The organism is Polynucleobacter sp. AP-Nino-20-G2, assembly GCF_018688235.1.
Taxonomy (GTDB): Bacteria; Pseudomonadota; Gammaproteobacteria; order Burkholderiales; family Burkholderiaceae; genus Polynucleobacter.
In genome coordinates this window covers 1,227,622-1,252,233 of record NZ_CP061313.1, presented here as the reverse complement: position 1 = coordinate 1,252,233, position 24,612 = coordinate 1,227,622, and the positions used below count along the sequence as shown (strand labels likewise).

Annotated in this window: 27 protein-coding genes; 15 read left to right on the top strand and 12 right to left on the bottom strand. The window is 47.2% G+C overall.

The window, feature by feature from the left end:
* The first annotated feature begins 47 nt into the window (after window positions 1-47).
* From FD960_RS06510 to FD960_RS06475, 8 genes are all read left to right on the top strand, one after another.
* Window positions 48-2,069: a 4Fe-4S dicluster domain-containing protein gene (locus FD960_RS06510; RefSeq protein WP_371817419.1), complete on the top strand. Its 2,022-nt coding sequence runs from the start codon at window positions 48-50 to the stop codon at window positions 2,067-2,069.
* Window positions 2,066-2,710: a molecular chaperone gene (locus tag FD960_RS06505; RefSeq protein WP_215298027.1), complete on the top strand. Its 645-nt coding sequence runs from the start codon at window positions 2,066-2,068 to the stop codon at window positions 2,708-2,710. Before FD960_RS06510 ends, FD960_RS06505 begins: the two co-directional genes overlap by 4 nt.
* Before the next feature lie 122 nt (window positions 2,711-2,832).
* Window positions 2,833-3,054, top strand: a complete 222-nt coding sequence (locus FD960_RS06500) for a formate dehydrogenase (protein ID WP_215298025.1) — start codon at window positions 2,833-2,835, stop codon at window positions 3,052-3,054.
* Window positions 3,055-3,118: 64 nt separating this feature from the next.
* Window positions 3,119-6,103, top strand: coding sequence for a formate dehydrogenase subunit alpha (locus FD960_RS06495; protein ID WP_215298023.1), 2,985 nt, complete (start codon window positions 3,119-3,121; stop codon window positions 6,101-6,103).
* A 27-nt stretch (window positions 6,104-6,130) separates the two neighbouring features.
* Window positions 6,131-6,790, top strand: a complete 660-nt coding sequence (fdh3B, locus tag FD960_RS06490) for a formate dehydrogenase FDH3 subunit beta (protein ID WP_215298021.1) — start codon at window positions 6,131-6,133, stop codon at window positions 6,788-6,790.
* Complete coding sequence (locus tag FD960_RS06485; RefSeq protein ID WP_215298019.1) at window positions 6,787-7,023, top strand: hypothetical protein; 237 nt, start codon at window positions 6,787-6,789, stop codon at window positions 7,021-7,023. Before fdh3B ends, FD960_RS06485 begins: the two co-directional genes overlap by 4 nt.
* A 47-nt stretch (window positions 7,024-7,070) precedes the next feature.
* Window positions 7,071-8,111 (top strand): formate dehydrogenase subunit gamma, encoded by a 1,041-nt coding sequence (locus tag FD960_RS06480; RefSeq protein WP_215298017.1) that lies wholly within the window; start codon window positions 7,071-7,073, stop codon window positions 8,109-8,111.
* Between the two features lie 10 nt (window positions 8,112-8,121).
* Entirely contained in the window at window positions 8,122-8,403 is a 282-nt protein-coding gene (locus tag FD960_RS06475; protein WP_215298015.1) for a hypothetical protein, read from the top strand.
* Here the strand turns inward: FD960_RS06475 and FD960_RS06470 are convergent, their stop codons facing one another.
* Both FD960_RS06470 and FD960_RS06465 read right to left on the bottom strand, forming a co-directional pair.
* Complete coding sequence (locus tag FD960_RS06470; protein WP_215298013.1) at window positions 8,404-9,114, bottom strand: ATP-binding cassette domain-containing protein; 711 nt, start codon at window positions 9,112-9,114, stop codon at window positions 8,404-8,406.
* Window positions 9,107-9,802, bottom strand: coding sequence for an ABC transporter permease (locus FD960_RS06465; protein ID WP_215298011.1), 696 nt, complete (start codon window positions 9,800-9,802; stop codon window positions 9,107-9,109). The genes FD960_RS06470 and FD960_RS06465 overlap by 8 nt, the downstream gene beginning before the upstream one ends.
* Before the next feature lie 66 nt (window positions 9,803-9,868).
* On the opposite strand from FD960_RS06465, the gene FD960_RS06460 reads away from it, so the two are divergent.
* Genes FD960_RS06460 through cls form a run of 3 tightly spaced genes read left to right on the top strand, consistent with a single transcriptional unit; the run spans window position 9,869 to window position 12,287 of the window.
* Window positions 9,869-10,069 (top strand): hypothetical protein, encoded by a 201-nt coding sequence (locus FD960_RS06460; RefSeq protein WP_215298009.1) that lies wholly within the window; start codon window positions 9,869-9,871, stop codon window positions 10,067-10,069.
* On the top strand, window positions 10,069-10,815 hold the full coding sequence (locus FD960_RS06455) for an endonuclease/exonuclease/phosphatase family protein (RefSeq protein WP_215298007.1): 747 nt from the start codon (window positions 10,069-10,071) through the stop codon (window positions 10,813-10,815). Before FD960_RS06460 ends, FD960_RS06455 begins: the two co-directional genes overlap by 1 nt.
* Window positions 10,812-12,287: a cardiolipin synthase gene (cls, locus tag FD960_RS06450; protein WP_215298005.1), complete on the top strand. Its 1,476-nt coding sequence runs from the start codon at window positions 10,812-10,814 to the stop codon at window positions 12,285-12,287. The genes FD960_RS06455 and cls overlap by 4 nt, the downstream gene beginning before the upstream one ends.
* Here the strand turns inward: cls and FD960_RS06445 are convergent.
* Together FD960_RS06445 and FD960_RS06440 are read right to left on the bottom strand one after the other, a co-directional pair.
* The gene (locus tag FD960_RS06445) at window positions 12,284-13,468 is read right to left on the bottom strand and encodes a CaiB/BaiF CoA-transferase family protein (protein WP_215298003.1); all 1,185 of its coding nucleotides are present in this window, start codon (window positions 13,466-13,468) and stop codon (window positions 12,284-12,286) included. The two genes, cls and FD960_RS06445, sit on opposite strands and share 4 nt — an antisense overlap.
* An 11-nt stretch (window positions 13,469-13,479) precedes the next feature.
* Window positions 13,480-14,649 carry an acyl-CoA dehydrogenase family protein gene (locus FD960_RS06440; protein ID WP_215298000.1) on the bottom strand — a complete coding sequence of 390 codons (1,170 nt, stop codon included), beginning with the start codon at window positions 14,647-14,649 and terminating at the stop codon, window positions 13,480-13,482.
* Between the two features lie 229 nt (window positions 14,650-14,878).
* Between FD960_RS06440 and FD960_RS06435 the strand changes: the two genes are divergently transcribed.
* Entirely contained in the window at window positions 14,879-15,382 is a 504-nt protein-coding gene (locus FD960_RS06435; RefSeq protein WP_371817418.1) for a YqaA family protein, read from the top strand.
* An 18-nt stretch (window positions 15,383-15,400) separates the two neighbouring features.
* On the opposite strand, the gene FD960_RS06430 is transcribed toward FD960_RS06435, so the two are convergent.
* The 8 genes from FD960_RS06430 to FD960_RS06395 form a co-directional block, all read right to left on the bottom strand.
* Window positions 15,401-16,105: an ABC transporter ATP-binding protein gene (locus FD960_RS06430; RefSeq protein WP_215297997.1), complete on the bottom strand. Its 705-nt coding sequence runs from the start codon at window positions 16,103-16,105 to the stop codon at window positions 15,401-15,403.
* A 13-nt stretch (window positions 16,106-16,118) separates the two neighbouring features.
* Complete coding sequence (locus tag FD960_RS06425) at window positions 16,119-16,874, bottom strand: ABC transporter ATP-binding protein (protein WP_215297995.1); 756 nt, start codon at window positions 16,872-16,874, stop codon at window positions 16,119-16,121.
* Entirely contained in the window at window positions 16,874-17,833 is a 960-nt protein-coding gene (locus FD960_RS06420) for a branched-chain amino acid ABC transporter permease (RefSeq protein WP_215297993.1), read from the bottom strand. Before FD960_RS06420 ends, FD960_RS06425 begins: the two co-directional genes overlap by 1 nt.
* Window positions 17,834-17,847: 14 nt before the next feature.
* Window positions 17,848-18,732 (bottom strand): branched-chain amino acid ABC transporter permease, encoded by an 885-nt coding sequence (locus FD960_RS06415; RefSeq protein ID WP_215297991.1) that lies wholly within the window; start codon window positions 18,730-18,732, stop codon window positions 17,848-17,850.
* A gap of 88 nt (window positions 18,733-18,820) precedes the next feature.
* Complete coding sequence (locus tag FD960_RS06410; protein WP_251369757.1) at window positions 18,821-20,056, bottom strand: ABC transporter substrate-binding protein; 1,236 nt, start codon at window positions 20,054-20,056, stop codon at window positions 18,821-18,823.
* 100 nt (window positions 20,057-20,156) lie between these two features.
* Window positions 20,157-21,398: an FAD binding domain-containing protein gene (locus FD960_RS06405; RefSeq protein ID WP_215297989.1), complete on the bottom strand. Its 1,242-nt coding sequence runs from the start codon at window positions 21,396-21,398 to the stop codon at window positions 20,157-20,159.
* A gap of 6 nt (window positions 21,399-21,404) precedes the next feature.
* On the bottom strand, window positions 21,405-21,863 hold the full coding sequence (locus FD960_RS06400; protein WP_215297987.1) for a VOC family protein: 459 nt from the start codon (window positions 21,861-21,863) through the stop codon (window positions 21,405-21,407).
* A 1-nt stretch (window position 21,864) separates the two neighbouring features.
* Window positions 21,865-22,569, bottom strand: a complete 705-nt coding sequence (locus FD960_RS06395; protein WP_215297985.1) for a TetR/AcrR family transcriptional regulator — start codon at window positions 22,567-22,569, stop codon at window positions 21,865-21,867.
* A gap of 111 nt (window positions 22,570-22,680) precedes the next feature.
* Between FD960_RS06395 and FD960_RS06390 the strand changes: the two genes are divergently transcribed.
* Genes FD960_RS06390 through FD960_RS06380 form a run of 3 tightly spaced genes read left to right on the top strand, consistent with a single transcriptional unit; the run spans window position 22,681 to window position 24,598 of the window.
* Window positions 22,681-23,157 carry a CoxG family protein gene (locus FD960_RS06390; RefSeq protein WP_215297983.1) on the top strand — a complete coding sequence of 159 codons (477 nt, stop codon included), beginning with the start codon at window positions 22,681-22,683 and terminating at the stop codon, window positions 23,155-23,157.
* Between the two features lie 45 nt (window positions 23,158-23,202).
* Window positions 23,203-24,060, top strand: coding sequence for a xanthine dehydrogenase family protein subunit M (locus FD960_RS06385; protein ID WP_215297981.1), 858 nt, complete (start codon window positions 23,203-23,205; stop codon window positions 24,058-24,060).
* A 28-nt stretch (window positions 24,061-24,088) separates the two neighbouring features.
* Window positions 24,089-24,598: a (2Fe-2S)-binding protein gene (locus tag FD960_RS06380; protein ID WP_215297979.1), complete on the top strand. Its 510-nt coding sequence runs from the start codon at window positions 24,089-24,091 to the stop codon at window positions 24,596-24,598.
* Window positions 24,599-24,612 lie beyond the last annotated feature (14 nt).

Here is a 24,612-nt window from a genome sequence, read left to right as displayed (position 1 = left end):
ATTGCAATGGAACCATGACTTTGGATACAAAGGCCCTGGGGCTTCCCATGCATACCTCTTTATGCAGGCAGGAGATTGGCTCTGTCATCAAGGCGTTTGATAGTAGCGATTCATTAGTAATTGCCTGCACGCAAGAGAGCGCTTTATTTAGCGAGTTAGCTGACCAGTCAGAAAAACCCTTGGTTGCGCCACTTCGTTTTGTGAATATTCGTGAAGTGGCTGGTTGGACTCAGGAGGCCAAAACTTCTGGACCAAAGATTGCCGCGCTTTTGGCGTTGGCCGATATGCCAGAAGCGGAGCCTGTTCCCGTCGTGAATTATGAAAGCCAGGGACGACTCCTTATTGTTGGGCCTGGTGAGCAAGCTTTACCTTGGGCTGAAAAGCTAAGTGCCTCACTTGATGTCTCGGTTTTGTGTACCGAACCAGCTGCGTTGCCGATCGCCAGAAATTTCCCAATCTATACAGGTGCAGTAACCAAGCTAGATGGTTATTTGGGTAATTTCACTGTTGCATGGGATTTGCAAAATCCGATTGATCCTGAGATGTGCACGCGCTGTGGGGCTTGCGTTGACGTTTGTCCTGAGGGCGCTATTAATGACGCGTTTCAGATTGATTTAGATAAATGCAAATCACATCGGGATTGCATTACAGCTTGCGCAGGTATCGGTGCAATTGCTTTTGATCGCTCTGATCGTCAACGTAGCTCAGATTTTGATCTGATTATGGATTTGCGCGCTCATCCTCAGATGCGTATGAGCCAAACTCCACAAGGTTACTTTGCTCCTGGCAGCGATCCGCTTGAACAAGCCTTGGTCGCCAATCAATTGCTCGGTTTAGTAGGCGAGTTTGAGAAGCCTAAATACTTTGCTTATAACGAAAAGGTTTGCGCGCATGGTCGTAACGGCAAAGTAGGGTGTAGCGCTTGTATCGATGTGTGCTCTACGGGCGCTATCAGCTCCCTGTTTAAGAATGGGCAGGGCACCGTCGAGGTTAATCCGAATCTCTGTATGGGTTGTGGCGCTTGCTCTACGGTATGCCCATCAGGGGCGATGCGTTATAACTATCCTAGCGTTGCTCATCAGGGCAAAGAAATCAAAACCCTCGCAAGCGTGTTCACTGCTGAGGTGGCTAAGCTTAAGCAGACGATTGCGCCCGCATTGTTGCTCCATAACCTGAAGGCCGGCACCCAATTACTTGATTCGCTGGGCCGTTCAGCGCACCTGAGGCCTAAGCAATTCGAGGGATTGCCATCCTATGTATTGCCGTATGGCATTGAGCATATCGCTGCTACTGGTTTAGATATCTGGCTTGGCGCTCTCAGCTATGGGTTTGGCGAGGTGATTCTGCTTTTAACTGGCGATGAGGATCCGGCGTATCGTGCTGCGTTGGAAACCCAGTGCGCACTAGGTAATGCCATTTTGGCTGCCTATGGTTTTGATGCCAGAATTTCATTAATACAACTTGAGTCTGCGGATGATCTGCAGCCAGCCTCAGCAGCAATGGGTAGATTGCGCCAGCGGGGCGCTTTGCCTGCTATCTGTTCTCCTGCTAGCTTTGGTTTGGGTAATCAAAAGCGTGAAACTATTGAGGCGGTGCTGGAGCATTTACAAAGACAAGCAAAAACACCGTTGCCCGAAGGCGGTGTGGATTTACCAAAGTCTTCTTTGTTGGGTGGCTTAAACATTAATAAGGATGCCTGCACGCTTTGTATGTCTTGCGTTGGAAGCTGCCCCGAAGGTGCCTTATTGGATAACCTTGATGAGCCTAAGCTTTCGTTTATTGAGAAGCAGTGCGTTCAATGTGGAATTTGCGTGAAAACTTGCCCTGAGCAGGCCTTGTCTTTAGCTCCACGCTTGCGGACGGTTGAGGAGCGCAAACAAAGAGTTGAGTTGAATGAAACTAAGCCTTTCCATTGCATTAGCTGCGGCAAGGTTTTTGGTACATCCAAGATGGTGGATTTAATGTTGGCGAAGCTAGGTACTCATGGCGCATTTGCTGGGGCGGCATTAGATAGGCTCAAGATGTGTAGTGATTGTCGTGTGGTTGATATGGTGAAAAAAGAAATATGAGCGAGCAGATAAAAGAAGGCGGCACTACTGAAGTGGGTGATGTGGGGTTACCGGAGGATTTAGCCCGCGCGGATTTATATGGCCTGATTGCTCGATTTTTTCATCAGCCGCCAGATCAGGAGTTGCTTGATCAGATTGCGGCATCCATTCCCGACGGTCAAGAGGCGCAGAGTGAGGATGCTCCCTTAGCGAAGGTTTGGCATAGCGTAGTGGAGGTGGCTAAGTCCAATTCCGCTAAGGCTTGGCATGACGAGTTTGACCTGAACTTCATTAGTGTTGGTCGACCTAATGTGGTTTTGAACGGGTCCTTTTACATGGCTGGCCATTTAAATGAAAAGCCTTTGGTCGATATTCGTCGAGCTCTGGAAACTTTTGGCTTGGAGTCGGCTGAAGAGGTAACTGAGACCGAGGACCATATCTCGGCGCTTTGTGAGGTTATGCGTTATCTGATCGCGGGCGATGATGTGGAGATATCGAATCTGACAAACCAGCAATTATTTTTCAATAACCATATCCGTCCTTGGTACGACGAATTATGCGATGCAATAGAAGACATCCCTGAGATGCACCTTTATCACCCGGTCGCCGCCTTGACTAGAGAGTTTTTGGCGATCGAGGGGCAGGGTTTTGACATGATCTGATGTTGCATTGCATCAAAAATTGTGTGATTTTGATTAACATTGTTTTGTGAAGCCAATATGTCAAAAATGCAATTACCTATTACACTTGACCCTAGTCAATTTGTACTAAAACGGAGCATACGATGAGTGAACACTCTAATAACGCAGCAGCAACAGACAATAAGCCTTCTCGCCGCAAGTTTTTCATTGGGGCCGGTGCCACCGTTGGTGCTGTAGCTGTAGCTTCCCAAACTAGTATTGGCAAAGCTGTTATCCAAGAAATTAGCAGCACAGTCCAAAGCAAGGATGAAGGTTATCAATTGTCCGCGCACATTCGTAAATATTACGAAACCACAATGCTTTAAATCTAATTTGCAATTGAGCAGTCGCTAAACACATTAAATAAAAAATCTATCTCAGGGACAACATATGAGTCTGACTCGTAAATCCAATACCCCACAAAGCAGCCGATCCACACCTGCATCTCGCTTAGTCGGTAGCCTGTCTCGCGGACTTCAAGCCGCTGTGCCAACAATGGATCGCCGTACTTTTTTGAAGCGCTCTGGAGTAGGTGTCGGCGCTGGAATTGCCGCTAGCCAATTGAGCTTAGTGCAAAAGGCATCTGCTGAACCAAGCAAAGCAATGCTCGATGGCAAGGGCAAGATTGAGGTGAAGAGATCTATTTGCACCCACTGCTCCGTTGGTTGCGCTGTCGACGCCACTGTTGAGAATGGTGTTTGGGTACGTCAAGACCCTGTGTTTGATTCACCAATCAATTTGGGTGCGCATTGCGCCAAGGGTGCGGCATTACGCGAGCACGGCCATGGTGATTACCGTTTGCGTTACCCAATGAAGTTGGTTGATGGCAAATATCAGCGAATCTCTTGGGATCAAGCCTTAACTGAAATTACTGCGCAGATGAAAGATCTCCGTAGCAAGTACAGCCCAGACTCTTTGTTCTTTATCGGCTCTTCTAAGCACAATAATGAGCAATCCTATTTATTGCGTAAATGGGTTTCATTCTTCGGAACCAACAACACAGACCATCAGGCGCGTATTTGTCACTCCACAACGGTAGCGGGTGTTGCTAACACCTGGGGCTATGGTGCGATGACTAATAGCTACAACGACATGATGAATGCTAAAGCCGCTTTGTACATCGGTTCAAATGCTGCGGAAGCCCATCCCGTCTCAATGATGAGCTTGCTCCATGCAAAAGAAAATGGCTGCAAGGTGATCGTAGTAGATCCACGCTACACCCGTACTGCAGCTAAGTCTGATCAATATGTACGTATTCGTTCAGGTAGCGATATTCCATTCTTGTTCGGCGTTCTGTATCACATCTTCAATAATGGCTGGGAAGACAAGAAGTACATTAATGACCGTGTATACGGCATGGATGAAATCCGCAAAGAGGTGATGGAGAAGTGGACTCCAGCTAATGTTGAAGCGGCTTGTGGCGTTCCTGAGGCTCAAGTCTATAAAGTTGCCGAGACCATGGCTAAGAACCGTCCAAGTACTTTGGTCTGGTGTATGGGTCAAACACAGCACACCATTGGCAATGCTATGGTTCGTGCGTCATGCATCTTGCAATTGGCATTAGGCAACATTGGTAAATCTGGTGGCGGCGCGAATATTTTCCGCGGTCACGATAACGTACAGGGTGCTACCGACGTTGGTCCTAACCCAGATTCATTGCCCGGTTACTACGGTCTTGCCGCTGGTTCATGGAAGCATTTCGCAACAGTTTGGGGTGTGGATTATGAGTGGATCAAAGGTCGTTACGCGCCTGACATGATGGAGAAGTCTGGTACCACTGTTTCTCGTTGGGTGGATGCGGTACTCGAGAAGAATGACATGATCGATCAACAAACGAATGTCAAAGGCCTGTTCTTCTGGGGTCATGCTCCTAACTCACAAACTCGCGGGTTGGATATGAAGCGCGCGATGAACAAGCTGGATTTATTGGTTGTAGTTGATCCTTATCCAAGTGCGACTGCGGCAATGGCGGCAATGCCTCCTGCCGAAGGCGATCTAGTGAATAAGAATCGCAATGTTTACTTGTTGCCAGCGACAACTCAGTTTGAAACTACAGGTTCTGCAACAGCATCCAATCGCTCATTGCAGTGGCGCGAAAAAGTAATCGATCCATTATTTGAATCAGTGCCAGACCATGTGATCATGCAAGCATTCGCTGATCGCCTTGGTTTTGGTGAAGAGTTGTCTAAGAATTTCAAAATGCTCAACTCGAAGTTCGCTGGTAAGCAGTGGAGAGAGCCAGAAATTGAATCTATCCTGCGCGAGATCAATCGCTCTGTATGGACGATTGGTTACACCGGTCAAACTCCTGAGCGCTTGAAGGCGCACATGAGAATGGTTGGCACTTTTGATCCGAAGACATTGAAGTCTCGTGGTGGTGTAGATCCGGTGACTGGATACGATACGACTGGCGACTACTATGGTTTGCCTTGGCCTTGCTACGGCACAGCTGCAATTAAGCATCCTGGCTCACCAAATCTCTATGACACAAGCAAGAGCGTGATGGAAGGCGGCGGTAATTTCCGTGCCAACTTCGGTGTTGAAAGGGATGGTAAGAGTCTCTTGGCTGAAGACGGTTCTTGCTCTAAAGGCTCCGCCATTACTACTGGCTACCCAGAATTTGATCACGTCTTTGTCAAGAAGTTGGGTTGGTGGAATCAGTTAACAGAAGAAGAGCAAAAGTTAGCCGAAGGTAAGAACTGGAAAACCGACTTATCTGGTGGTATTCAACGTGTTGTAATGAAAAACGGTTGCCATCCATTTGGGAATGCGAAGGCTCGCGCTGTTGTCTGGAACTTCCCAGATGCTATTCCAATTCATCGTGAAGCCTTATTCAGCACGAATGAGCCGATGATGCGCAAGTATCCAACTGCGGCCGATAAGAAGAACTTCTGGCGCTTGCCAACTCTGTACAAAACTGTTCAAGACAAAAACTTGAATGAGAAGCTGTATGAGAAGTTCCCAATCATTCTGACTTCAGGTCGCTTGGTTGAGTACGAGGGTGGTGGTGATGAAACCCGTTCGAATCCATGGTTGGCAGAGTTGCAACAAGAGAACTTTGTTGAGATCAATCCTAAGGCTGCGGAAGCGCGCGGCATTAAGAATTGGGATTACGTTTGGGTTAAATCTCCTACCGGAGCCAGAATCAAGGTTCGCGCGTTGGTGACTGAGCGTGTTGATCAAGGTACAGCGTTTGTGCCATTCCACTTCGCTGGATGGTGGCAGGGTGCTGACTTGCGCAAATATTACCCAGAGGGCGCAGCCCCAGTAGTTCAAGGTGAAGCGGTGAATACTGCGACAACCTACGGCTACGACATGGTGACGATGATGCAAGAAACCAAAACCACCATGTGCCAAATCGAAAAATTTGCCTAAGTTAAAAGATAAAGTCAGGAGAACACAATGGCAAGAATGAAATTTATTTGTGATACAGAGCGTTGCATTGAGTGCAACGGTTGTGTCACTGCCTGTAAGAATGAAAACGAAGTGCCTTGGGGTGTGAATCGTCGTCGCGTAGTTACCGTGAACGACGGCATCATTGGTCAAGAGAAGTCTGTATCTGTTGCTTGTATGCACTGTTCAGATGCGCCTTGTATGGCTGTTTGTCCGGTAGATTGTTTTTACCGAACTGACGAAGGCGTGGTCTTGCATGATAAGGATATTTGTATCGGTTGCGGCTATTGTTCATTTGCCTGCCCATTTGGTGCCCCTCAGTTCCTAAGTAAGGGTGCCTTTGGCGTTCGTAGCAAGATGGATAAGTGCACATTCTGTAGCGGAGGTCCAGAAGCTAACGGTAGTGTTGCTGAGTTTGAGAAATATGGTCGCAATCGTTTGGCAGAAGGTAAGTTGCCTTTGTGCGCAGAGATGTGTTCAACCAAGGCTTTGATTGGTGGTGATAGCGAAGTGATTTCCAGCATCTATGGCAAGCGCGTTGCGGTTCGTGAAGCGAATGGTAGAACTGCCGGAAACGGTATCTTTGGTTGGTCTACTGCTTATGGTCCAACAGGTTCACCAGCGCCAGCGCCAACACCAGCTGACAAAATTCCAGGAGCGAAATCATGAAATTGAATTTCAAAACTCTCGGCTTGTGTTTGGTGGCCGGTATTTTGTTGGCTGCTTGTTCGGAGCCGCCTGAAATTGCTCCGAAGGCTGCTAAGCGTCCTGACGTTGCCCCGTACATGGGTGCCGATAACGGCTTTATGACTAAAGGCTGGACGCCAGGCAATCAAGCTAGCTGGACAGAAGCGATTAATAAACGCAATCAGAATCAGTCTGAGTATTCACGCGTTAAGTGATCAGTTAAACAACAATAAATAAAACGAAAACGTTTAAGGATATTTGTATGAATCGATCATTCACCAGTGTTAGTCGTTCCTGGGTTCTTGCTCTCGGCGTATCACTCAGTTTATTGAGTGGAGTTTGTTTGGCTGAACGCGCTCCAATGGAGCCTTTGCCAACGCCAAGCGGCATTGATATTCCCAAGAATCTGAAGAGCATTCCAGAGGGCACTCAGGCTCAGTCACAACCAGCCAATCCTTCTATCTTCACTGCACCAAACAGCGATCCGCAAAACTATGTCAGCATTCCTGATAAACAGGCTGGCGTTTTGATTCAGCGCGCTGGACAAGAGTGGCGCTTAATCCGCAATGGCGTGATTACTGTTTATGGTGCTTGGTTATTGGCCATTGCCTTCTTTGGCATCGTTGCGATGTATACGGTGAAGGGTCCAATTAAACTTCATGCGCCTTTGTCTGGTCAGATGGTGAAGCGCTTTAATGGTTTCGATCGCTTTACACACTGGACTATGGCATTTAGCTTTATTGCTCTCGCATTTACTGGTCTTATGATTTTGTACGGCAAGTATTTCGCAATGCCTTTAATGGGTGGCGTGGCTTATGGCTCATTCTTGATGGTTTGTAAGAATATCCATAATTTCACAGGGCCATTGTTCACGCTGAGTATCGTCATTTTCTTCTTGCTATTTGCCAGCAGAAACATTCCAGAAAAGGGCGACTTGAACTGGCTTCTTACTTTCGGTGGAATGTTAAGTGGTAAGCATGTGCCAGCAGGATTCTTTAACTTAGGTGAAAAGTTCTGGTTCTGGTTTGGTATGGTTTTCTTGGGATTGACTATTTCAGCATCAGGCTTTGTGCTCGACATGATCGTGCCATTTATGGATGTTCAATACTTGCGCGGCACAATGCAGTTAGCCAACATTATTCATAGCTCCGCGGCGATTTTGATGACAACCATGGCAATGGGTCATATCTATATCGGTACTATTGGTATGCAAGGCTCCATCGATGGCATGAAGAGTGGTTATGTTGATGCCACTTGGGCTAAAGAGCACCATGAGCTCTGGTACAACAAGATTAATAAATAAGGAAGAGGCCATGAAAAAAATCATTGCTTTCACAATCTGCGCATTCGCAACGGCAACAGCTTTTGCAGCATTACCGCCGCTGAGTCCTGAAGCGCAAGAAGCGGCTAATTTAGCTAAAGCAAAAACCGCGTATGGCGATAAAGTTGGTGCTTATCAGTTATGCCAGGCGCAAAATAAAGTGGCTGACCGCTTTAGAGTTTCTGGTACTCCAGCGCCAGCAGCCTGTGTTGCGCCGCCACCATTTGTTGCGCCTGTAGCTGCTGCCGCAGCGCCGGCACCAGCCGCCAAGTAATCAGGCTGACAGCAACTCCTGTTGCAGGTAGCGCTTAGCTGCTTGTGTCTGAGGGTTGGAGAAAAAGGGACCTACGGGTCCTTTTTCTTTGATCTCGCCTTGATCAATAAATACGATGTATTCAGCTAGCCTCTGTACTTGGGCAAGTTGATGAGATGTAAATAGAACCTCTGATCCGCGTTGTTTGAATTGGCGAATCATTTCTTCTACCTGTTCCGTTGTCTGGGGATCGAGATTAGCGGTAGGCTCATCTAGCAAAACTAAGTTGGGTTTTTGCAAAATGGCGCGACCCAGGCAGAGCTTTTGTCTTTCACCTGCGGAGAGCTTGTGGGCCGGACTATTGGTCAAGTGGCTTAGACCGACTTGTTGCATCACTGCATCAATCTCTGATGGCGTTATGGATGAGTCGATATCTCTCACCATACCGATATTAAGACGGGCCGATGCTTTAATCATCGGGGTGTGATGCAGCACCAGGGCTGAGCGTACGGGTGAGTAGGAGTGGGTAATCGTGCCTGAGTCAGGCTGAATTAATCCATCAATCAATTTCAATAATGTTGTCTTGCCAGCCCCATTTGGGCCAATGCAGGCGCAAATACGATCAACCGGAATAAGCGCATGAGGAATATTGAGGATGATTCTTCCATCACTTTTGACAATGACACTCTTGAGTTCAATGAACTTTTCAAAATGATCCAATACCTTATCCATAGCGGCGCTCAGCAATTTGACGTACTGCAAAGGTGAATAGATTGGCTAAGAGCACGATTGTGAGAAGCACCACGCCTAAAGCAAGGGCAAGAGGGAGGTCCCCTTTGCTGGTTTCTAGTGCAATTGCCGTTGTCATTGTTCGGGTGGAGTGGTCGATATTGCCGCCAACAATCATCACGGCGCCAACTTCAGATATCGCTCTAGCTAGACCCGCCAAAATCGCAATGGTTAGGGAAAATCGACAGTCCCAAATAAGCCATTTCAATGCTGAAATTCTCGGAAGTCGGAGGGTCATAAAGGAGTCGCGGTGGATTCTCCAGGAATCTTCGAGGATTTGACGGCTCAGAGCCGCGATTAAAGGCGTTGTCAGCAGCGTTTGTGCCAGGATCATGCCCTTAGCGGTGAATAGCCACCCCCATGCTCCTAGAGGCCCTGTACGCGAGAGTAGCAGGTAAACCACTACCCCAACAATGACAGTTGGCACCCCCATGAGGGTATTGAGGGCAACGGTAATTGTTTTTTTGCCCCGAAATTCCTCTGTGGCCAGCAGGGCCCCAATGGGTAATCCCGCTATGGTGCCTACAAGCAGTGCGATTAGGCTTACTTGGAGGGAGACTAGAACTATGCCAATAACACTGGCATCTAATTGCACAAGTAGTCTGAGGGCGTCCTGAAAGGTCGTAAACATGGGCTTGATTCTAGCAAGGGGATGGCAAAATGGAGTAAATGAAACCAATTTCACTATTTTTGACCCATGGCTGAAGTACTTTGCCTCTGCAATGAGGTTCTTGATGTTGATCTTCGGGAATACCTCGATAGTCACCCGATTGAGTCAATTGACGAACTGCGGGAGCAGGCCTCTATATGCAATAAATGTATGCAGTGCCAAGATTTGGTTGAAGGTGAAATCTATTTGGCTCGAGTCAGAAGACAACGTGCGGCTGGACAGTTTTAATGACGCAACCTAGGGTGGGTCGTTTCAGTGTGATAACGATGAATGTGCATAAGGGCCTGTCGCCGCTGCATCGACGCTCCACGATTTATGAGTTGCGTCAAAGAATGCGATCACATCATCCAGATTTACTTTTTCTTCAAGAGCTTCAACAAGAGCATCGTGGACGCATCAGGCGATTTGGACAATGGCCGTTAACAGAGCTAACGCATTTCTTATCTGAAGATTTTTGGCATGACTGGCATTACGGTAAAAATGTAGAGTATCCCGATGGCCATCATGGCAATGCTATTTTGTCTAAGAAGCCGCTTCATAAGGGTGAGAATTACGATATCTCCGCTTATCGATTTGAGCGACGGGGCTTGCTCCATAGCGTCACTCAGCATGAAGGAGTTCCTATTCATTGCTTTTGCGTGCATCTTGCCCTTTTTGAAAGAGGGCGTGAGCGTCAGCTCAATGAGATTATTCGTTACATCGACACCCTTGCGCAAGGCGGGCCAACTATTGTTGCCGGCGACTTTAATGATTGGCGTAATCGAATCAGTGCGCCGATGCTAGCGGCTGGATTTAATGAGGTTTTTGAGCTGCTTACGGGGGCGCCGGCAAAAACATTTCCGAGTGTGAAGCCGGTGCTGCCGATGGATCGTATTTATGTGCGAGGTTTAAAAGTGCATTCTGCGGAAATTCTGCATGAATGGTTGAAATTATCTGACCATCTAGGTCTTGCTGCGGAGCTTGAAATCTTATGAGTATCTTGAATTTCCTACTGGGCTCCGTTTTTGGATTTTCATTGATATGGGTGCCGATTGTTCATATCATCATCGTCATTCTTTTTGGGTTTCGACTGATTTCCGTCAGAAGGCCAGTTGGTGTGGCATTCGCTTGGTTTTTAATTGTGGTGTTATTTCCCCTTGTTGGAATTGCCTTGTACATCTTGATTGGCGAGCGTCCGGTTGGCAGAAAGTTGACCCGAAAAATTATTCGCATGGATAAGGAATATGCGGCAATTACTGAAGAGATGCGCCAGCGTTACTTGGCGGATAAGCGGCAACTTCCAGTCGAGGGTAGGGCTTTGAGCTTATTGGCTGAGTCTAAAAATGGCTCGCCCGTTATTGCTGGTAATAGCATTGAATTATTCACAAAATCCCTTGAAATCTTGCAGAGCTTTATTGATGAGATTAATGGAGCGAAACATACGCTACATTTGGAGTTTTATATTTGGGCTTTAGGTGGTGATGCCGATAGAGTTGGCGAAGCATTGATTGCGTCCTCGAAGAGAGGTGTGAGTTGTAGAGTCCTCTTGGATTCCTTGGGTAGCAAGGATTGGTTTAAATCTACTTGGCCAAAGCGTTTTAGGGATGCAGGAATTCAGGTGACTGAAGCTTTGCCTATTCAGGTTGGTCGCTTTCAATTCCGCCGCGCTGACTTGAGATTGCATCGGAAAATATTTGTGATCGACAACACCGTCGTTTGGACGGGCAGCATGAATATGGTCGATCCCCGCACCTTTAAGCAGGATTCAGGTGTTGGTGAATGGGTAGATGCTATGGTGAGAATAGAGGGGCCGGTGGCCTCTCAGTTTGAATTAACCTTCTCCTTTGACTGGAGTGTTGATAACCCCAAGATAGCTCACTTTAATGATGTCGTTCCGGCCCTCACATCAGTTCAAGGGCCTGTTTTGGCTCAGGAGTTTTCTTCTGGACCCGTATATCGCGACGATATTTTGTATCAAGTATTACTCTCGGCGATTATGGATGCGCGTGAAGAGCTCACTATTACAACGCCGTATTTTGGTCCTGACGATGGTTTGATTCAAGCCTTAATGGCGGCTGCTGGTCGAGGGGTTAGGGTGACCTTGATTGTGCCCAAGCTAAATGATTCAAAACTAGTAGCTTGGAGTAGTCGTAGCTTCTACGCGGACTTAATGAGTGCCGGGGTCAATATCGCTGAATTTGATGGCGGCCTTTTGCATACGAAGAGCTTATTAATTGATAAGCGAATTGCTATTTTTGGATCTGTGAATTTCGATCAACGCAGTTTACGACTCAATTTTGAGATCAGCTTAATTGTGTATAACGAAGAATTCTGCGCCAAGTTGGAGAAGTTGATTGAGTCATACCTCGCTCAATCGGATATGGTTAATCCTGTGAGTTGGGCCAAGAGGCCGCGATGGCGCGTTCTACTAGAAAACGCTGCTCATCTCTCTTCGCCGCTACTCTAGATTGCCCCCTGAGCTCGCATTGCCTCTATCTGACTGGTAGCGAGTCCAAGCTCGGATAGGATTGCATCGGTATGTTGACCTACTGCAGGGATATCATCCATACGGTAGTCATAACTGTCATTTGCTCCCGGCGGGAGCATCGCGGGAATGGGTCCTACAGGGGATCCTACTTTGACCCAGCGGTCTCTTGCTTTAAGTTGATCATGCTTCCATAACCCATTCATATCATTGAGCCGCGCATTGGCAATTTGAGCTTGATCCAGTTTCGCAATGACTTGCTCTGTCGTTAGCTTGCTAAAGCAGGCATCAATAATCGCAAGTAGTTCGGTGCGTTTTTCGTTGCGCTTAAAGTTTTTATCAAAGCGCTCATCCTTAGCTAGATCAATGTTCTCTAGCACTACCTCGCAGAACAAAACCCACTCTCGATCATTTTGTAGTCCAAGCATTACCGTGCCACCATCACCAGCCTTAAATGGGCCATAGGGATAGATCGTTGCATGGGAGGCGCCATTGCGTGGGGGTGGGGTAGCTCCATCATATGCGTAATAGAGTGGATAGCTCATCCATTCACCCAGAGATTCAAGCATGGATACATCGATAGTCGATCCCTTGCCTGTCTTGCTTCTTTGTAGAAGGGCAGCTAACACATTGGTATAGGCATACATGCCAGCGGCAATATCCGCAATCGAATTTCCTGCTTTGCTAGGCGTTTCTGGGGTGCCTGTAACCGATAAGAAGCCAGCCTCACTTTGAATGAGTAGGTCATAAGCTTTCTTGTCGCGAAATGGGCCATTGTTTCCATATCCCGAGATATCACAGAGAATGAGTCCTGGATTTTCTTTATGAAGGAGTTCTGCGGTGAGGCCCATGCGTGCAGCTGCTCCTGGGGCTAGATTTTGCACAAGTATGTCGGCAGTTTTGAGTAGCGTCTTGAGGGCAGTTAGGGCGGATGCTTGCTTCAGGTCTAGAGTTAAGCTTTCTTTTGAGCGATTTACCCAGGTGAAGTGTGAAGACATGCCATTCACTCGTTCATCATAGGCGCGCGCAAAATCACCCGCTCCAGGACGCTCTACTTTAATCACTCGTGCGCCAAGATCAGCTAGTTGACGAGTGCAAAATGGCGCTGCAATAGCATGCTCTAAAGAAACTACAGTAATTCCATCTAAGGGGCGAATACTCATATCAAATCCTACTAGAAGGAGCGCGGCAAGCCGAGGATGTGCTCAGCAACGTAGGAGTAGATCAAGTTAGTGGAGATTGGTGCCACTTGATAGAGGCGGGTCTCGCGGAACTTGCGCTCAACATCATATTCATTGGCAAAGCCAAAGCCACCGTGGGTTTGCAAACAGACGTTCGCTGCTTCCCAAGACGCTTTAGCGGCTAAGTACTTGGCCATGTTTGATTCAGCTCCGCAAGCTTGATTGTTATCAAACAGTTCGCAAGCCTTAAAGCGCATGAGGTTTGCCGCTTCAGTCTCAATAAAGGAGTCGGCAATCGGGAACTGTATACCTTGATTCTTGCCAATCGGACGATCAAATACGACACGCTCATTTGCATAGCGACGCGCTTTATCCACAAACCAGTAGGCATCGCCAATACACTCGGCAGCGATCAAAGTACGCTCTGCATTAAGGCCATCGAGAATGTATTTAAAGCCTTTGCCTTCTTCGCCAATGAGATTCTCAGCGGGAATCTCTAAGTTATCAAAGAACACTTCATTGGTCTCATGATTGACCATATTGGCAATCGGTTGAATCGCCATGCCTTTACCAATTGCTTCTTTCAGGTCAACAATAAAGATCGACATGCCTTCTGATTTCTTGGTCACTTCTGCAAGAGGGGTAGTGCGCGCCAAAAGAATCATCAAGTCTGAGTGCTGAATGCGAGAGATCCAAACTTTCTGACCATTAACCACATACTTGTCACCTTTTTTGACTGCGGTGGTTTTGAGTTTAGTGGTGTCAGTGCCGGTGGTTGGTTCAGTAACTGCCATCGTTTGTAATCGCAACTCGCCAGTAGCAATCTTTGGTAGATACAGTTTTTTTTGTGCATCAGAGCCATGGCGCAATAAAGTGCCCATGTTGTACATCTGACCGTGGCAAGAGCCTGCGTTACCACCAGAAAAATTGATTTCTTCCATGATGACGGAGGCTTCAGCCAATCCCAAGCCTGAGCCACCGTACTCTTCAGGAATTAATGCGGCCAACCAGCCTGCTTGCGCCATCGCATCTACGAATGCTTCTGGATAGTCGCGCTCATGGTCAATTTTTTGCCAGTAGGCTGAGTCGAAGCTTCCGCAAAGGTCGCGTAAGGCTTCGCGCATATCTTGATATTGGTCTGGCTTGGGAATGGGGTGGTTCATGTATTTATTGAGAGGGTGGAGTGTATTAATTTACGGGTTTATCCCCATAGTTTAAGCAAGAATTCAGAATTGAGGTGAATCTAATAAAGCAGGTGAAAATAGGGGTTCTATATAAATATATGTGCCATATGAAGACTCAAAAAATGAAAGCGGCCTGGATGTTGGAATGTCAGGCGCATACTGAACCCATGAGCATTACTTTTAATAATCAATTTGGGATGCTTATTTAGTGGAGCAAATGCTTAGCCACTTTTTTGACTTTTTCGGCATGCCGTCTATTGGCCTGCCTGCTGTCTTTTTTAGCGCCTTTATCTCGGCCACCTTGTTGCCCGTGGGCTCCGAGCCAATTCTTTTTGGCTACATCTCTATTAACCCTCATTTATATTGGGTTGCCATTGTTGTGGCCACCATTGGCAATACTTTAGGCGGAATGACTGACTGGTGGCTTGGGTTGTTGAGTCGCAATAGTTTTGAATCTCTCAAGGGGCCAACAAATGGCCGAATGCAGTGCTGGCTTGAGAATCGTGGAGCGAAGATACTTCTTCTTTCATGGCTACCAGGATTCGGTGATCCTCTTTGCTTGGCAGCGGGGTGGCTTAGACTTCCTTGGTTGCCTTGTTTGGTTTATATGGGTATTGGCAAGTTTCTACGCTATATCACCATGACATGGCTGCTGACTTTGATCCCTGATAGTGTTTGGCACCAAGTAGGGCATTGGTTACACCTCATCTAAACCTTACTGCAGCTAACTCTAAACCGCGCAATATTTCTGCTGAATCTCATCGTTATTCAATAGATTTTGGGCGGTATCGTGAAAGACGATTTCACCTTGATCGAGAATATAAGCTCTGTCAGATATTTTAAGCGCCTGCTGAACGTTTTGTTCTACGAGGAGGATGGTTAAGCCTTGTTGCTTTAACTTGGCAAATAGCTCAAACATTTCCTCTACTAGCACAGGCATGATGCCTTCGGACGGCTCATCTAGGAGAATCACCTTAGGTTTGGCAATCATGGCCCTTGCTATGGCTAGCATTTGTTGCTCACCGCCGGACATCGATGTTCCGTCCTGATGAAGTCGCTCTTTGAGGCGAGGGAAAATCTCAGCAATTTCATCAACCATGGCGCTCATATCACCATGATTTTTCTTGGCGATAACGCCAAGCTCTAAATTTTCTTTAACGGTAAGCCCAGGAACAATGCGACGATCTTCTGGAACATAGGCTAAGCCAAGATGGAAGCGTTCGTGCGCAGCTAGATCTAGGAAGGATTGGCCATCAATGGAGGCTTTACCCTCTCTTTTGGAAAGTAGGCCCATTAAAGAGCGAAGAGTGGTTGTCTTCCCAGCCCCATTTCTGCCCATTAAGGTAACTATTTCGCCCTTTTGCACTTCGAGGGAGACGCCCTGAAGTACATGGCTTCGGTCATACCAAGCATTTAAATTTTCAACGCGCAACATATATAAGCCTTCGTTAACTTTGACCTAGGTACACGCGACGTACCTCAGCATTGTTTTGAATTTCTTCAGGAGTGCCTTCGGCTAAAAACTCGCCATGATGAAGGACGATGATTCGCTTGCATAAACCCATGATGAGCTTCATCTTGTGCTCAACCAGAATGACAGTTCGTTCACTGGCTAATGTTCGAATGAGCTCCATCATTACTAGGGTTTCCTCAGGCGACATTCCCGCGGTCGGTTCATCAAGCAGCAGGAGGCTAGGGTTGCATGCAAGCGCCATCGCTATTTCTAATGCGCGTTGCTGGCCGTGAGCCAAGTCCCCCGTTTTTTTATTGCGTAAGTGCTCTAGGTTGACGCGACGCAAAAGTTGATCTGCTAACTCAATTGGGCCTGGATAGCTTTGCGCGTTTCGGAAGAAGTTATAGCGGGCAGTTTCCATTTGAGCAGCAACGCGAACATTTTCATGAACTGTGAGCTGCTTAAATACATTGGTGATTTGGAAGCTCTTAGAAATACCGATGCGTGCAAATTCATACTGCTGCATGCCGGTAATATCTTTGCCATTAAAGAGGATTTGCCCGCTGGAAGGTGGGAATGCGCCACTCAATACATTAAAAAACGTACTTTTACCTGCGCCATTAGGGCCAATAATGGCCGTTAGTGTTCCAGGCATAAAGCTAGTGGAGACATTTTGTAGTGCTTTGAATTTACCAAAGCTTTTGCTAACTTTACGCGCCTCTAATATTGGGGTTTGGTTTGGGCTGCTCATTATTTTGAATCCTGATCAATGTTTAGCTTGCTCAAAATGGTTCCCCAAATTCCTTTTGGGAAGAACAGCACAAAGAACATAAATACCAGACCAATTACCGCCATCCAGTGTTTGGTGAAGGTGGTAACAACGTCCTCTAGGTAGAGCATCACCGCAGCACCGACAAATGGCCCGAAGAAGGTTCCCATTCCACCCAAGATGCTCATCATGACAGCTTGACCTGATTGCAAGTAGTGCAGGGAATCAATTGGAACAATCGAGAGGTGCAGGGCGCGCAGGGAGCCGGCTAAACCGCAAATTGCTGCTGATAAAACAAACACTAACAACTTAGTGCGAGTGACGTCGAATCCACAGGCTGCCGCACGCTTTTCATTTTCCCGAATGGCCTCCATCACTGCGCCTAGCGGAGAATTGAGAATGCGCGATATCAACCAAATGGCAATGACTACAAAAAATAAAATGATGTAGTACTTCGCCAGTGGATTTAGAAAATCTACAGGTATGCCAAAGATATTGAATGAATCTACTCGTACGCCCCGCAAGCCGTTTTCTCCGCCGGTTAAGCTTTCGGCCTTATAGAAACCGTAGAAAACAATTTGACCAAGCGCAAGAGTAACCATTGAGAAGTAAATGCCTCGCGTACGAATCGCTAGGAAACCCATAATCAGGCCGCCGAGTGCTGCTCCAATAACGCCAATCAGTATGGCTGTTCCCCAGGGTAGTGAGTAATGCACGATACCAATACCCGTGAGGTAGCTGCCAATTCCTAAGAAGGCGGCATGCCCAAAGGAAAGTAGCCCCATATATCCAAATAGGAGGTTAAATCCCATGGCAAATAAGCCGAAGATCAGAATATTGATGGCGAGCGCTTCGTACGGCATGATGAATGGAAAAATCATCAAAAAGAGGCTGCTCGCCAGAACACGATGTCGTGCGATAAGTTGAAAATATGAATTCATAGATTTACGGGGTATTAGCCCATCGCCCCCGCTTTACCAAATAAGCCTTGTGGGCGAATTAAGAGCACCACCGCCATGAGAACAAAAATAGAAAGCTCAGAAAGGTCTGGAAAGAAGAGTGAGGTCATGCTGTACACCACGCCAACTAACAGTCCTGCTACTACGGCGCCAACCGGAGACCCCATACCTCCCACCACCGTTACAACAAATGACTCAGCCAAAATAGGAATACCCATTTCAGGATTTACAGAGCGGGTAGGTGAGGCCAAAATTCCAGAGAGGCCAGCAATTGCGCAGCCTAGACCAAATACCAAGAGCCATACTTTGGCAATATCAATGCCAAGAACCTTAACGATTTCTTGATCGGCGGCGCCGGCCTTGATGATGAGGCCATACTTTGTTTTCTGAATAAAGAACCATACGGCCAAAATGATCATCGCAGTTGCTGCGATTAAAAATAGACGGTATTTGGGGAAGAATCCAATGCCTACATCCAAGCTGCCTTTTAGGCTATCTGGCGTGACGGATGGAAGGCCTTCAATACCAAAGGCGACACGCATGGCTTCGATCAATACATAAGAAAGGCCAAAGGTAAGTAGCAATGGATAGTCGATGCCTCGTCCATAGAGGGGACGCACTAAAAACCGCTCTGTAAGTAGGCCAAGGCCACCGGTGACAATTGGCGTCAGAATTAAGCTGAACCAGAAATTCCCAGTAAGGCCTAAGAAGTAGACGCCCATAAATGCGCCAACCATAAAAAAGGCGCCATGCGCGAAGTTCACTACATTGAGCATGCCAAAAATGAGGCATAAGCCCAAAGCAAGAAGTGCATAGATGCTGCCCAGGGCGATGCCCGTTAGCAACTGCATGCATAAAAGTTCAAATGTAAGACCAGTCATATATGTACTCAGAAAAACTCCCCTTGTGCACAAGGCATCAGGGGAGGGGTTCAGGGTAAATCAGATGATCTACCCTGAAATTTCAGGATTAAGCCTTGTGGCCTAGTTCTGCGCAACTACGCATATTTTTCTCGGTAGTAGGTTCAATTGTCAGAATATTAAAGACGTCATACTTATCTTTCATATTCTTAGATTTAGACTCAACGATGATGACTGTTTGAACTGCTTGGTGGTCGCACTTGCGGTAGTACTCAGGACCTTTGTACCAGTCATACTTGAGATTCTCCATTGCGGTAACCACTTTCATGGTTTCCGTGGATTTGGCCGCCTTAATAGATGCGAGAACGCTCTTGACGCCAGCATAGCCAAGTGCGCCGTAATCTGATGGCACTGAGCCGTTGTACATCTTGCGGAAAGCATCATTGAATGCTTTGGCAGTTGGAATGCGATCCTCAAGACCCCAGTAATATGAAGTGCCGCCAATAATTCCTTCAAATGCTTCGGGGCCACCTGCTAGACGTGAGGTATACAGTAGGACGGGAGTCACGATCTTCATGCTGGATTTAAGTCCAAAGTCTGTGCATTGTTTAGCGGCATTGACCAAGTCACGACCGAAGTTGCAGAGGACCAAAATATCTGGGTTAAGCGCCTTAATCCGTGGCAAGAATGCTGAGTAATCTGATGCGCCTAATGGATGGCGAATGTCAGCTAAGGTGGTTGCACCCATTTCTTTGCCGGCGCGTTCAAAAGCGCGAACCATTTCGTGTCCGTAAGCGTAGTCAGCGGTCAGGAAGACAATCTTTTTACCAAAGCGAGGAATGGAGTAGCGAGCAACAGCCCCAGCAGTCATGGTTGGGTTAAGTGCTTCATGGAATGTATAAACACTCCAATCCTTCGCCTCATTAATTGCATCCGATTGACTGATGGAATTAAAAAGTACTTTACGCTCTTTGCAGACGGCATTGATGGAGAGTTGTGTGGCTGCAGAAAGTGAGCCAACAACAAAATTCACCTTATCTTTTTCGATCAATTCAAGTGTGCGAGTTGCAGCCTCTCCGGGATTTAACTTGTCATCACGCACCAAGAGTTCGGCTTTACGCCCGTTAAATCCGCCTGCATCATTAAATTCCTTAATGGCTAATTCAGCCGCTTTAACTTGGTCCTGAGCTTCTGCTGAGAAGGGGCCGGTGAGTGGTGTTGGGAAGCCAATTTTGATTGTGTCGGATTGTGCGCTGGCGATATTCATCCAGAGCGGAGTGCTCGCAGCAGCAGCGCCGCCAATGAGCATTTTTCTTCTTGTTTGATTCGTTACTTTTTGTTTCATGGTTGTCTCCTCCATTTAAAACAGTTGATTAATAACAATACTTTTTTATTTCATAAATCTTAACTGAATACAAAACAAACCTTTAAAGCTCAATACCAAGTCAATGCACTGAATCTGGAACTGCTTTACCTTCTGCAAGTAGCGTGCTGATATCAATAGCGGTTTCCGCCATAACCGTATCGGCATTTCTTTTCAGGCTATTGCTGTCTCTTTCGCCTTTACTGCCTTGGGCCTGCATGTAGCGTCCAAGATATTGCGCTCTAGCGACGACCTGTTGGCCAAGTGCAAGACGTTCTTTGCCATATGCCTCTAATGCTGCAGGGGTGGGGCCTAAGGCCGCGATGTGTTTGGCAATGACCATTGCTTCATCCCCAGCTTTGGTAACACCCATACCTACATGTGGGCGACCAACAAAAGCAGCGTCACCCATTAGCGCAATTCTTCCAAAAACAATTTGCTCTGAGCGTACGTCATAAATCGCCTGTAAAAACGGCAATCCAGTTTTTTCTAATATCTCAGCATATTGAGGCGCAAGAATTTCACGGGCAGCCTTACGCATTTCTGCAATATGTTTCCAGGAAACCTTCAGCGGTGGAATTCCAGTGGGGTAATACTGGCCATCAGCATCGGTTAGGAGTTTGACTAGTTCATCCTCCTCGGAGGCTGGTCGATACCACACGAAGTTATAGCGGCGATGTCCTGGTCGCGTGTCATTACCGCTGCCGGCGACAGGATAACCCAACATTTGCTCGCCATTGGGCAGGCAAAAGCCAAAATAATTAAAGAGAGTATCAAGGGTATATTTGGAAAGATGGCTTTCATCGCAAACACCGCGCCATGCTATGTATCCAGCATATTCTGGTTGGATTTCCGGTGCTACGTGAGCGCGCACGGCCGAACGAATGCCATCTGAGGCAATGAGTAGCTCTGCTTGGTAATTGCTTCCATCCTCACAGGTAACAGATACGGTATTGGCATCTTGAGTGACGCTCTTTACATTCTTACCTTGTAGATAGCGCTCTTTTGGAAAGTTTTCTTTGAGCAAGTGGTAGAGTCTGCTCCAGGAGGTTAGAACTTGATTGAGAGGCATTTCACCAAGACTGGCTCCATCCGCGCCTAAGGTAACGCGCTTCGTTACCGAAACGCCAAGAGTCTCATCAACGGTAATGCCTGCCTCGCGGAGGGCGTCGGCTAGGGCATCATGCGTCACAATGCCTGCACCCCTACCATCTAGTGAGCCAACTGCTTTTTCTAGCAGAGTGACATCATGTCCTTGGCGCAGCAGAATATTGGCGGCAAATAATCCACCAAGTGATCCGCCAATAACCAATATCTTTGCCATGACTACTTAGGCGCCTTTAGCATCAAGTACGGCTTTTTCCGCTGCAGGGTAATTTAATTCAATGACGATGCCGTTTGGATCGTCGAGAAAAAGTTGGTGTAGCTTTAATACGGGTACGCTACGCTCTCGACAGGTGATGCCTAGCTTCTTTAGGTGTGCAAGTTTGGCTTCCAAACCTTTGGCGAAGAAAGCAATATGGTCCACTGCGCCTGACCCATATAGAGAACTGGGATCGCGATCACCAAGATATTGCTTTAAACCATTTGGATCGTTTTTATCGATAGCAATTAAATGAAGAACCGCATTGGCCCAGTCGCTCTCATCACCGTTGTACATCCACACTCCGGGGAAAGGAAATTCGGGTCGTGGCCCCACGGTGAAGCCCAAAACATCAGCATAAAATTGCGTTGTTTTTTCTATTTCCAGGCTACGAATAGAGAAGTGATTGAGGCTTAAGTTCGTCATGTTATTTTTTACCTGTTGAAAATAAAGATTTAGCCGACATCAAATATGAGCGTATTCGATCTTGAATAATTTCTTGCTCCGTATTGGGGTTGCCAGAATCGTAAATGGCCTGTCCGTAAATCCAGCGACGCATCCCAATGTAAAAGATTCCGCCGTGAAGGCCCATCAAGAGCTCTAATTCACGTTGACTCGGTTTACTGCGAGAGTCTCTGCCACAGTATTTACGCGTTTCTCGAATAAGGCGCGGCAACAAGCGAGAGCGCAATAATTCAAAGAAGCGATCGCTAATGGAATGGTCGCTTAAGCCTGAAAATATCAGGATTCGCACAAAGTCATACGTGAGAACAGTATTTGAGTAGTCAATGTAAAAAGCATTGAGTTTTTCTTCTGGGGATAATCGTTTGTCATCCAACAACGTTTCCCATTCCGGCTTCCAGCGGGATTCAAAAACTTCTTCATAAACTGCTTTAATGAGCGCATCTTTTGTTGGGTAATAGTGGTAGAGAAGGGTGTGGGTAACGCCAAGTCCTTTGGCAAGATTGCGTAATTGAGCCTCGATGCCGTGCTTGGCAAAGAACTGAATAGCCCTCTCCAGTATCTGACGTTTGCGTTCAACGGCGCTCATTCTGCGACGTGCGGGCAATGAAGTTTCACCTGCTAGTGCAGTAGCTCCATTCCGTAATCCGTTGTCTTGGGTGAAACTCATCGTCGTCAGGGTTTATCCGAATTTGGCGTTATTGACCAAAAGTTAAATAATGGTACATTGTTGAACAATTGGTAGATAAGACTCTATTCGTATAAACCCCAAGGAGACGAAATGGAACTGAATGGCGAGCAACTAATTGCCACACCAATCCCTGAAGTATGGAAGGGATTGAACGATATTGATGTCCTGGCTAAGTCAATTCCGGGCTGTGAAGAGATTAGTCGAATTTCCCCGGAGGAGATTCACGCCAAAGTAATGTTCAAAATTGGCCCTGTGAGGGCGCGTTTTGCTGGAAAGCTCTTTCTGAGCGATGTCATTCCCGATCAATCGTGCTCAATGGCCTTCGAGGGGTCTGGAGGTGCCGCTGGCTTTGCAAAAGGGCGCTCTCGGGTCGAATTGAAGTCTGTCGAAGGCGGCACTTTAATTTCTTACACTACCGAGGCGTCTATTGGTGGCAAGCTCGGTCAAATTGGCGGACGAATGATTAGTGCTTCGGCCAAAAAGATTGCAGATGATTTTTTTCAGCGTTTTGCGAAAGAATTAGGTGGCGAAGTTGTGTCTTTGGACTCAGGCGCCGAGACTGACTAATAAGGTTGGCTATACAAATAAAAAAATAGTAGTGGAGGAGACATCATGAAAGCTGCGGCATTTGATTACGCAAAACCAAAGGCCCTATCTGAAGCAATAGGCTTATTGTCTGAAGCGGGTGAGGACGCACGTTTAATCGCTGGCGGCCAAACCTTGTTGGCAACCCTAAATCTACGTCTTTCTGAGCCTAGTGTACTGATTGATATCACCAATATAGACGAGTTGAAGGGTATCTCTCTTACGGGGAATCAATTGCGCATTGGTGCCTTGGTTACCCATACTGAAATTGAGGATTCCGAACTCATTGCCAAGCATGCTCCCTTGCTCAAGGTTGCTGTGCCGCACATTGCTCACAGGGCTATACGAAATTTAGGAACCTGGGGCGGCTCTCTAGCTTACGGAGATCCAGCTGCCGAATGGCCTGCTTGCAGTCTTGCACTCAACGCCACGATGTTGATTGCGGGTCCTGCGGGTGAGCGCCGCATTTCTGCACAAGATTTTTTTGTTGATCTATACACCACCTCTTTAGAGCCCGATGAAATTTTGGTTGCTACAGAGATTCCAATTGCCACTAGCAATCAAGTCTTTTATTTTCATGAATTGGCTCGTCGGCACGGGGATTATGCGATTGCTGGTGCCGCCTTGGTGGCCGAGAAGCAGGGCAATGTACTTAGTGAATGCGCTTTTACATTCTTCTCTGTGGGCGCTACTCCGGTTATGGCAAAAAAAGCCCAAGCTTTGGTTAATGGAAGGCCGCTCACTGGCGAGCTGATTGCGAGCGCAGTTGCTGCTGCAAGAGATGAGATTGAGGCGATGGCTGACATCACCAATAGCGCAGAAACCAAAGAGCATTTGATCGGTGTTTTATTAGAGCGCGGTCTCAAGCATTTGCTTGCTGAATAAAAAAGATAAATCAAGTTCGGAGATTGAAATGAGCTTAAAGAAAAAAATTACCATGACCGTAAACGGATTAACCGTTAATGCCGAGATTGAACCGCGCCGTCATTTGGTGGACTTTTTGCGTGAAGATTTGCATCTGAAGGGCCCGCATTTGGGTTGTGAGCAGGGTGCTTGTGGTGCGTGCACTGTCAAAGTTGACGGGCAAATTATTCGTGGCTGTTTGTATTTGGCGGTTCAGGCCGATGGCTGTGAAGTAGAGACGATTGAGGGGCTCACAAAAAACGGTACGCTCGCTGATCTACAGGAGTCCTTCATGCGACGTAATGCGATGCAATGTGGCTTCTGCTCCTCAGGGATGCTGCTTGCCGCTGCTGAATTGGTTGAGCAGCGGCCTCATGCCTCTCGTGAAGAGGTGCGTGAATGGATTTCTGGTAACTATTGTCGTTGCACGGGGTATCACTCTATTGTTGATGCAATCGTTGATGTTCTAGAGGCCCGAGCCAAGGGTGAAAAAATTAAACCCGTTGTGGCTCACGCTTAACGAGACTGGGGAAA

Excerpts from the sequence above, each read along its gene's own strand:
- FD960_RS06510 (WP_371817419.1), top strand. The coding sequence starts at position 48 with ATGCATACCTCTTTATGCAGGCAGGAGATTGGCTCTGTCATCAAGGCG.
- FD960_RS06505 (WP_215298027.1), top strand. The coding sequence starts at position 2,066 with ATGAGCGAGCAGATAAAAGAAGGCGGCACTACTGAAGTGGGTGATGTG.
- FD960_RS06500 (WP_215298025.1), top strand. The coding sequence starts at position 2,833 with ATGAGTGAACACTCTAATAACGCAGCAGCAACAGACAATAAGCCTTCT.
- FD960_RS06495 (WP_215298023.1), top strand. The coding sequence starts at position 3,119 with ATGAGTCTGACTCGTAAATCCAATACCCCACAAAGCAGCCGATCCACA.
- fdh3B (WP_215298021.1), top strand. The coding sequence starts at position 6,131 with ATGGCAAGAATGAAATTTATTTGTGATACAGAGCGTTGCATTGAGTGC.
- FD960_RS06485 (WP_215298019.1), top strand. The coding sequence starts at position 6,787 with ATGAAATTGAATTTCAAAACTCTCGGCTTGTGTTTGGTGGCCGGTATT.
- FD960_RS06480 (WP_215298017.1), top strand. The coding sequence starts at position 7,071 with ATGAATCGATCATTCACCAGTGTTAGTCGTTCCTGGGTTCTTGCTCTC.
- FD960_RS06475 (WP_215298015.1), top strand. The coding sequence starts at position 8,122 with ATGAAAAAAATCATTGCTTTCACAATCTGCGCATTCGCAACGGCAACA.
- FD960_RS06470 (WP_215298013.1), bottom strand. The coding sequence starts at position 9,114 with ATGGATAAGGTATTGGATCATTTTGAAAAGTTCATTGAACTCAAGAGT.
- FD960_RS06465 (WP_215298011.1), bottom strand. The coding sequence starts at position 9,802 with ATGTTTACGACCTTTCAGGACGCCCTCAGACTACTTGTGCAATTAGAT.
- FD960_RS06460 (WP_215298009.1), top strand. The coding sequence starts at position 9,869 with ATGGCTGAAGTACTTTGCCTCTGCAATGAGGTTCTTGATGTTGATCTT.
- FD960_RS06455 (WP_215298007.1), top strand. The coding sequence starts at position 10,069 with ATGACGCAACCTAGGGTGGGTCGTTTCAGTGTGATAACGATGAATGTG.
- cls (WP_215298005.1), top strand. The coding sequence starts at position 10,812 with ATGAGTATCTTGAATTTCCTACTGGGCTCCGTTTTTGGATTTTCATTG.
- FD960_RS06445 (WP_215298003.1), bottom strand. The coding sequence starts at position 13,468 with ATGAGTATTCGCCCCTTAGATGGAATTACTGTAGTTTCTTTAGAGCAT.
- FD960_RS06440 (WP_215298000.1), bottom strand. The coding sequence starts at position 14,649 with ATGAACCACCCCATTCCCAAGCCAGACCAATATCAAGATATGCGCGAA.
- FD960_RS06430 (WP_215297997.1), bottom strand. The coding sequence starts at position 16,105 with ATGTTGCGCGTTGAAAATTTAAATGCTTGGTATGACCGAAGCCATGTA.
- FD960_RS06425 (WP_215297995.1), bottom strand. The coding sequence starts at position 16,874 with ATGAGCAGCCCAAACCAAACCCCAATATTAGAGGCGCGTAAAGTTAGC.
- FD960_RS06420 (WP_215297993.1), bottom strand. The coding sequence starts at position 17,833 with ATGAATTCATATTTTCAACTTATCGCACGACATCGTGTTCTGGCGAGC.
- FD960_RS06415 (WP_215297991.1), bottom strand. The coding sequence starts at position 18,732 with ATGACTGGTCTTACATTTGAACTTTTATGCATGCAGTTGCTAACGGGC.
- FD960_RS06410 (WP_251369757.1), bottom strand. The coding sequence starts at position 20,056 with ATGAAACAAAAAGTAACGAATCAAACAAGAAGAAAAATGCTCATTGGC.
- FD960_RS06405 (WP_215297989.1), bottom strand. The coding sequence starts at position 21,398 with ATGGCAAAGATATTGGTTATTGGCGGATCACTTGGTGGATTATTTGCC.
- FD960_RS06400 (WP_215297987.1), bottom strand. The coding sequence starts at position 21,863 with ATGACGAACTTAAGCCTCAATCACTTCTCTATTCGTAGCCTGGAAATA.
- FD960_RS06395 (WP_215297985.1), bottom strand. The coding sequence starts at position 22,569 with ATGAGTTTCACCCAAGACAACGGATTACGGAATGGAGCTACTGCACTA.
- FD960_RS06390 (WP_215297983.1), top strand. The coding sequence starts at position 22,681 with ATGGAACTGAATGGCGAGCAACTAATTGCCACACCAATCCCTGAAGTA.
- FD960_RS06385 (WP_215297981.1), top strand. The coding sequence starts at position 23,203 with ATGAAAGCTGCGGCATTTGATTACGCAAAACCAAAGGCCCTATCTGAA.
- FD960_RS06380 (WP_215297979.1), top strand. The coding sequence starts at position 24,089 with ATGAGCTTAAAGAAAAAAATTACCATGACCGTAAACGGATTAACCGTT.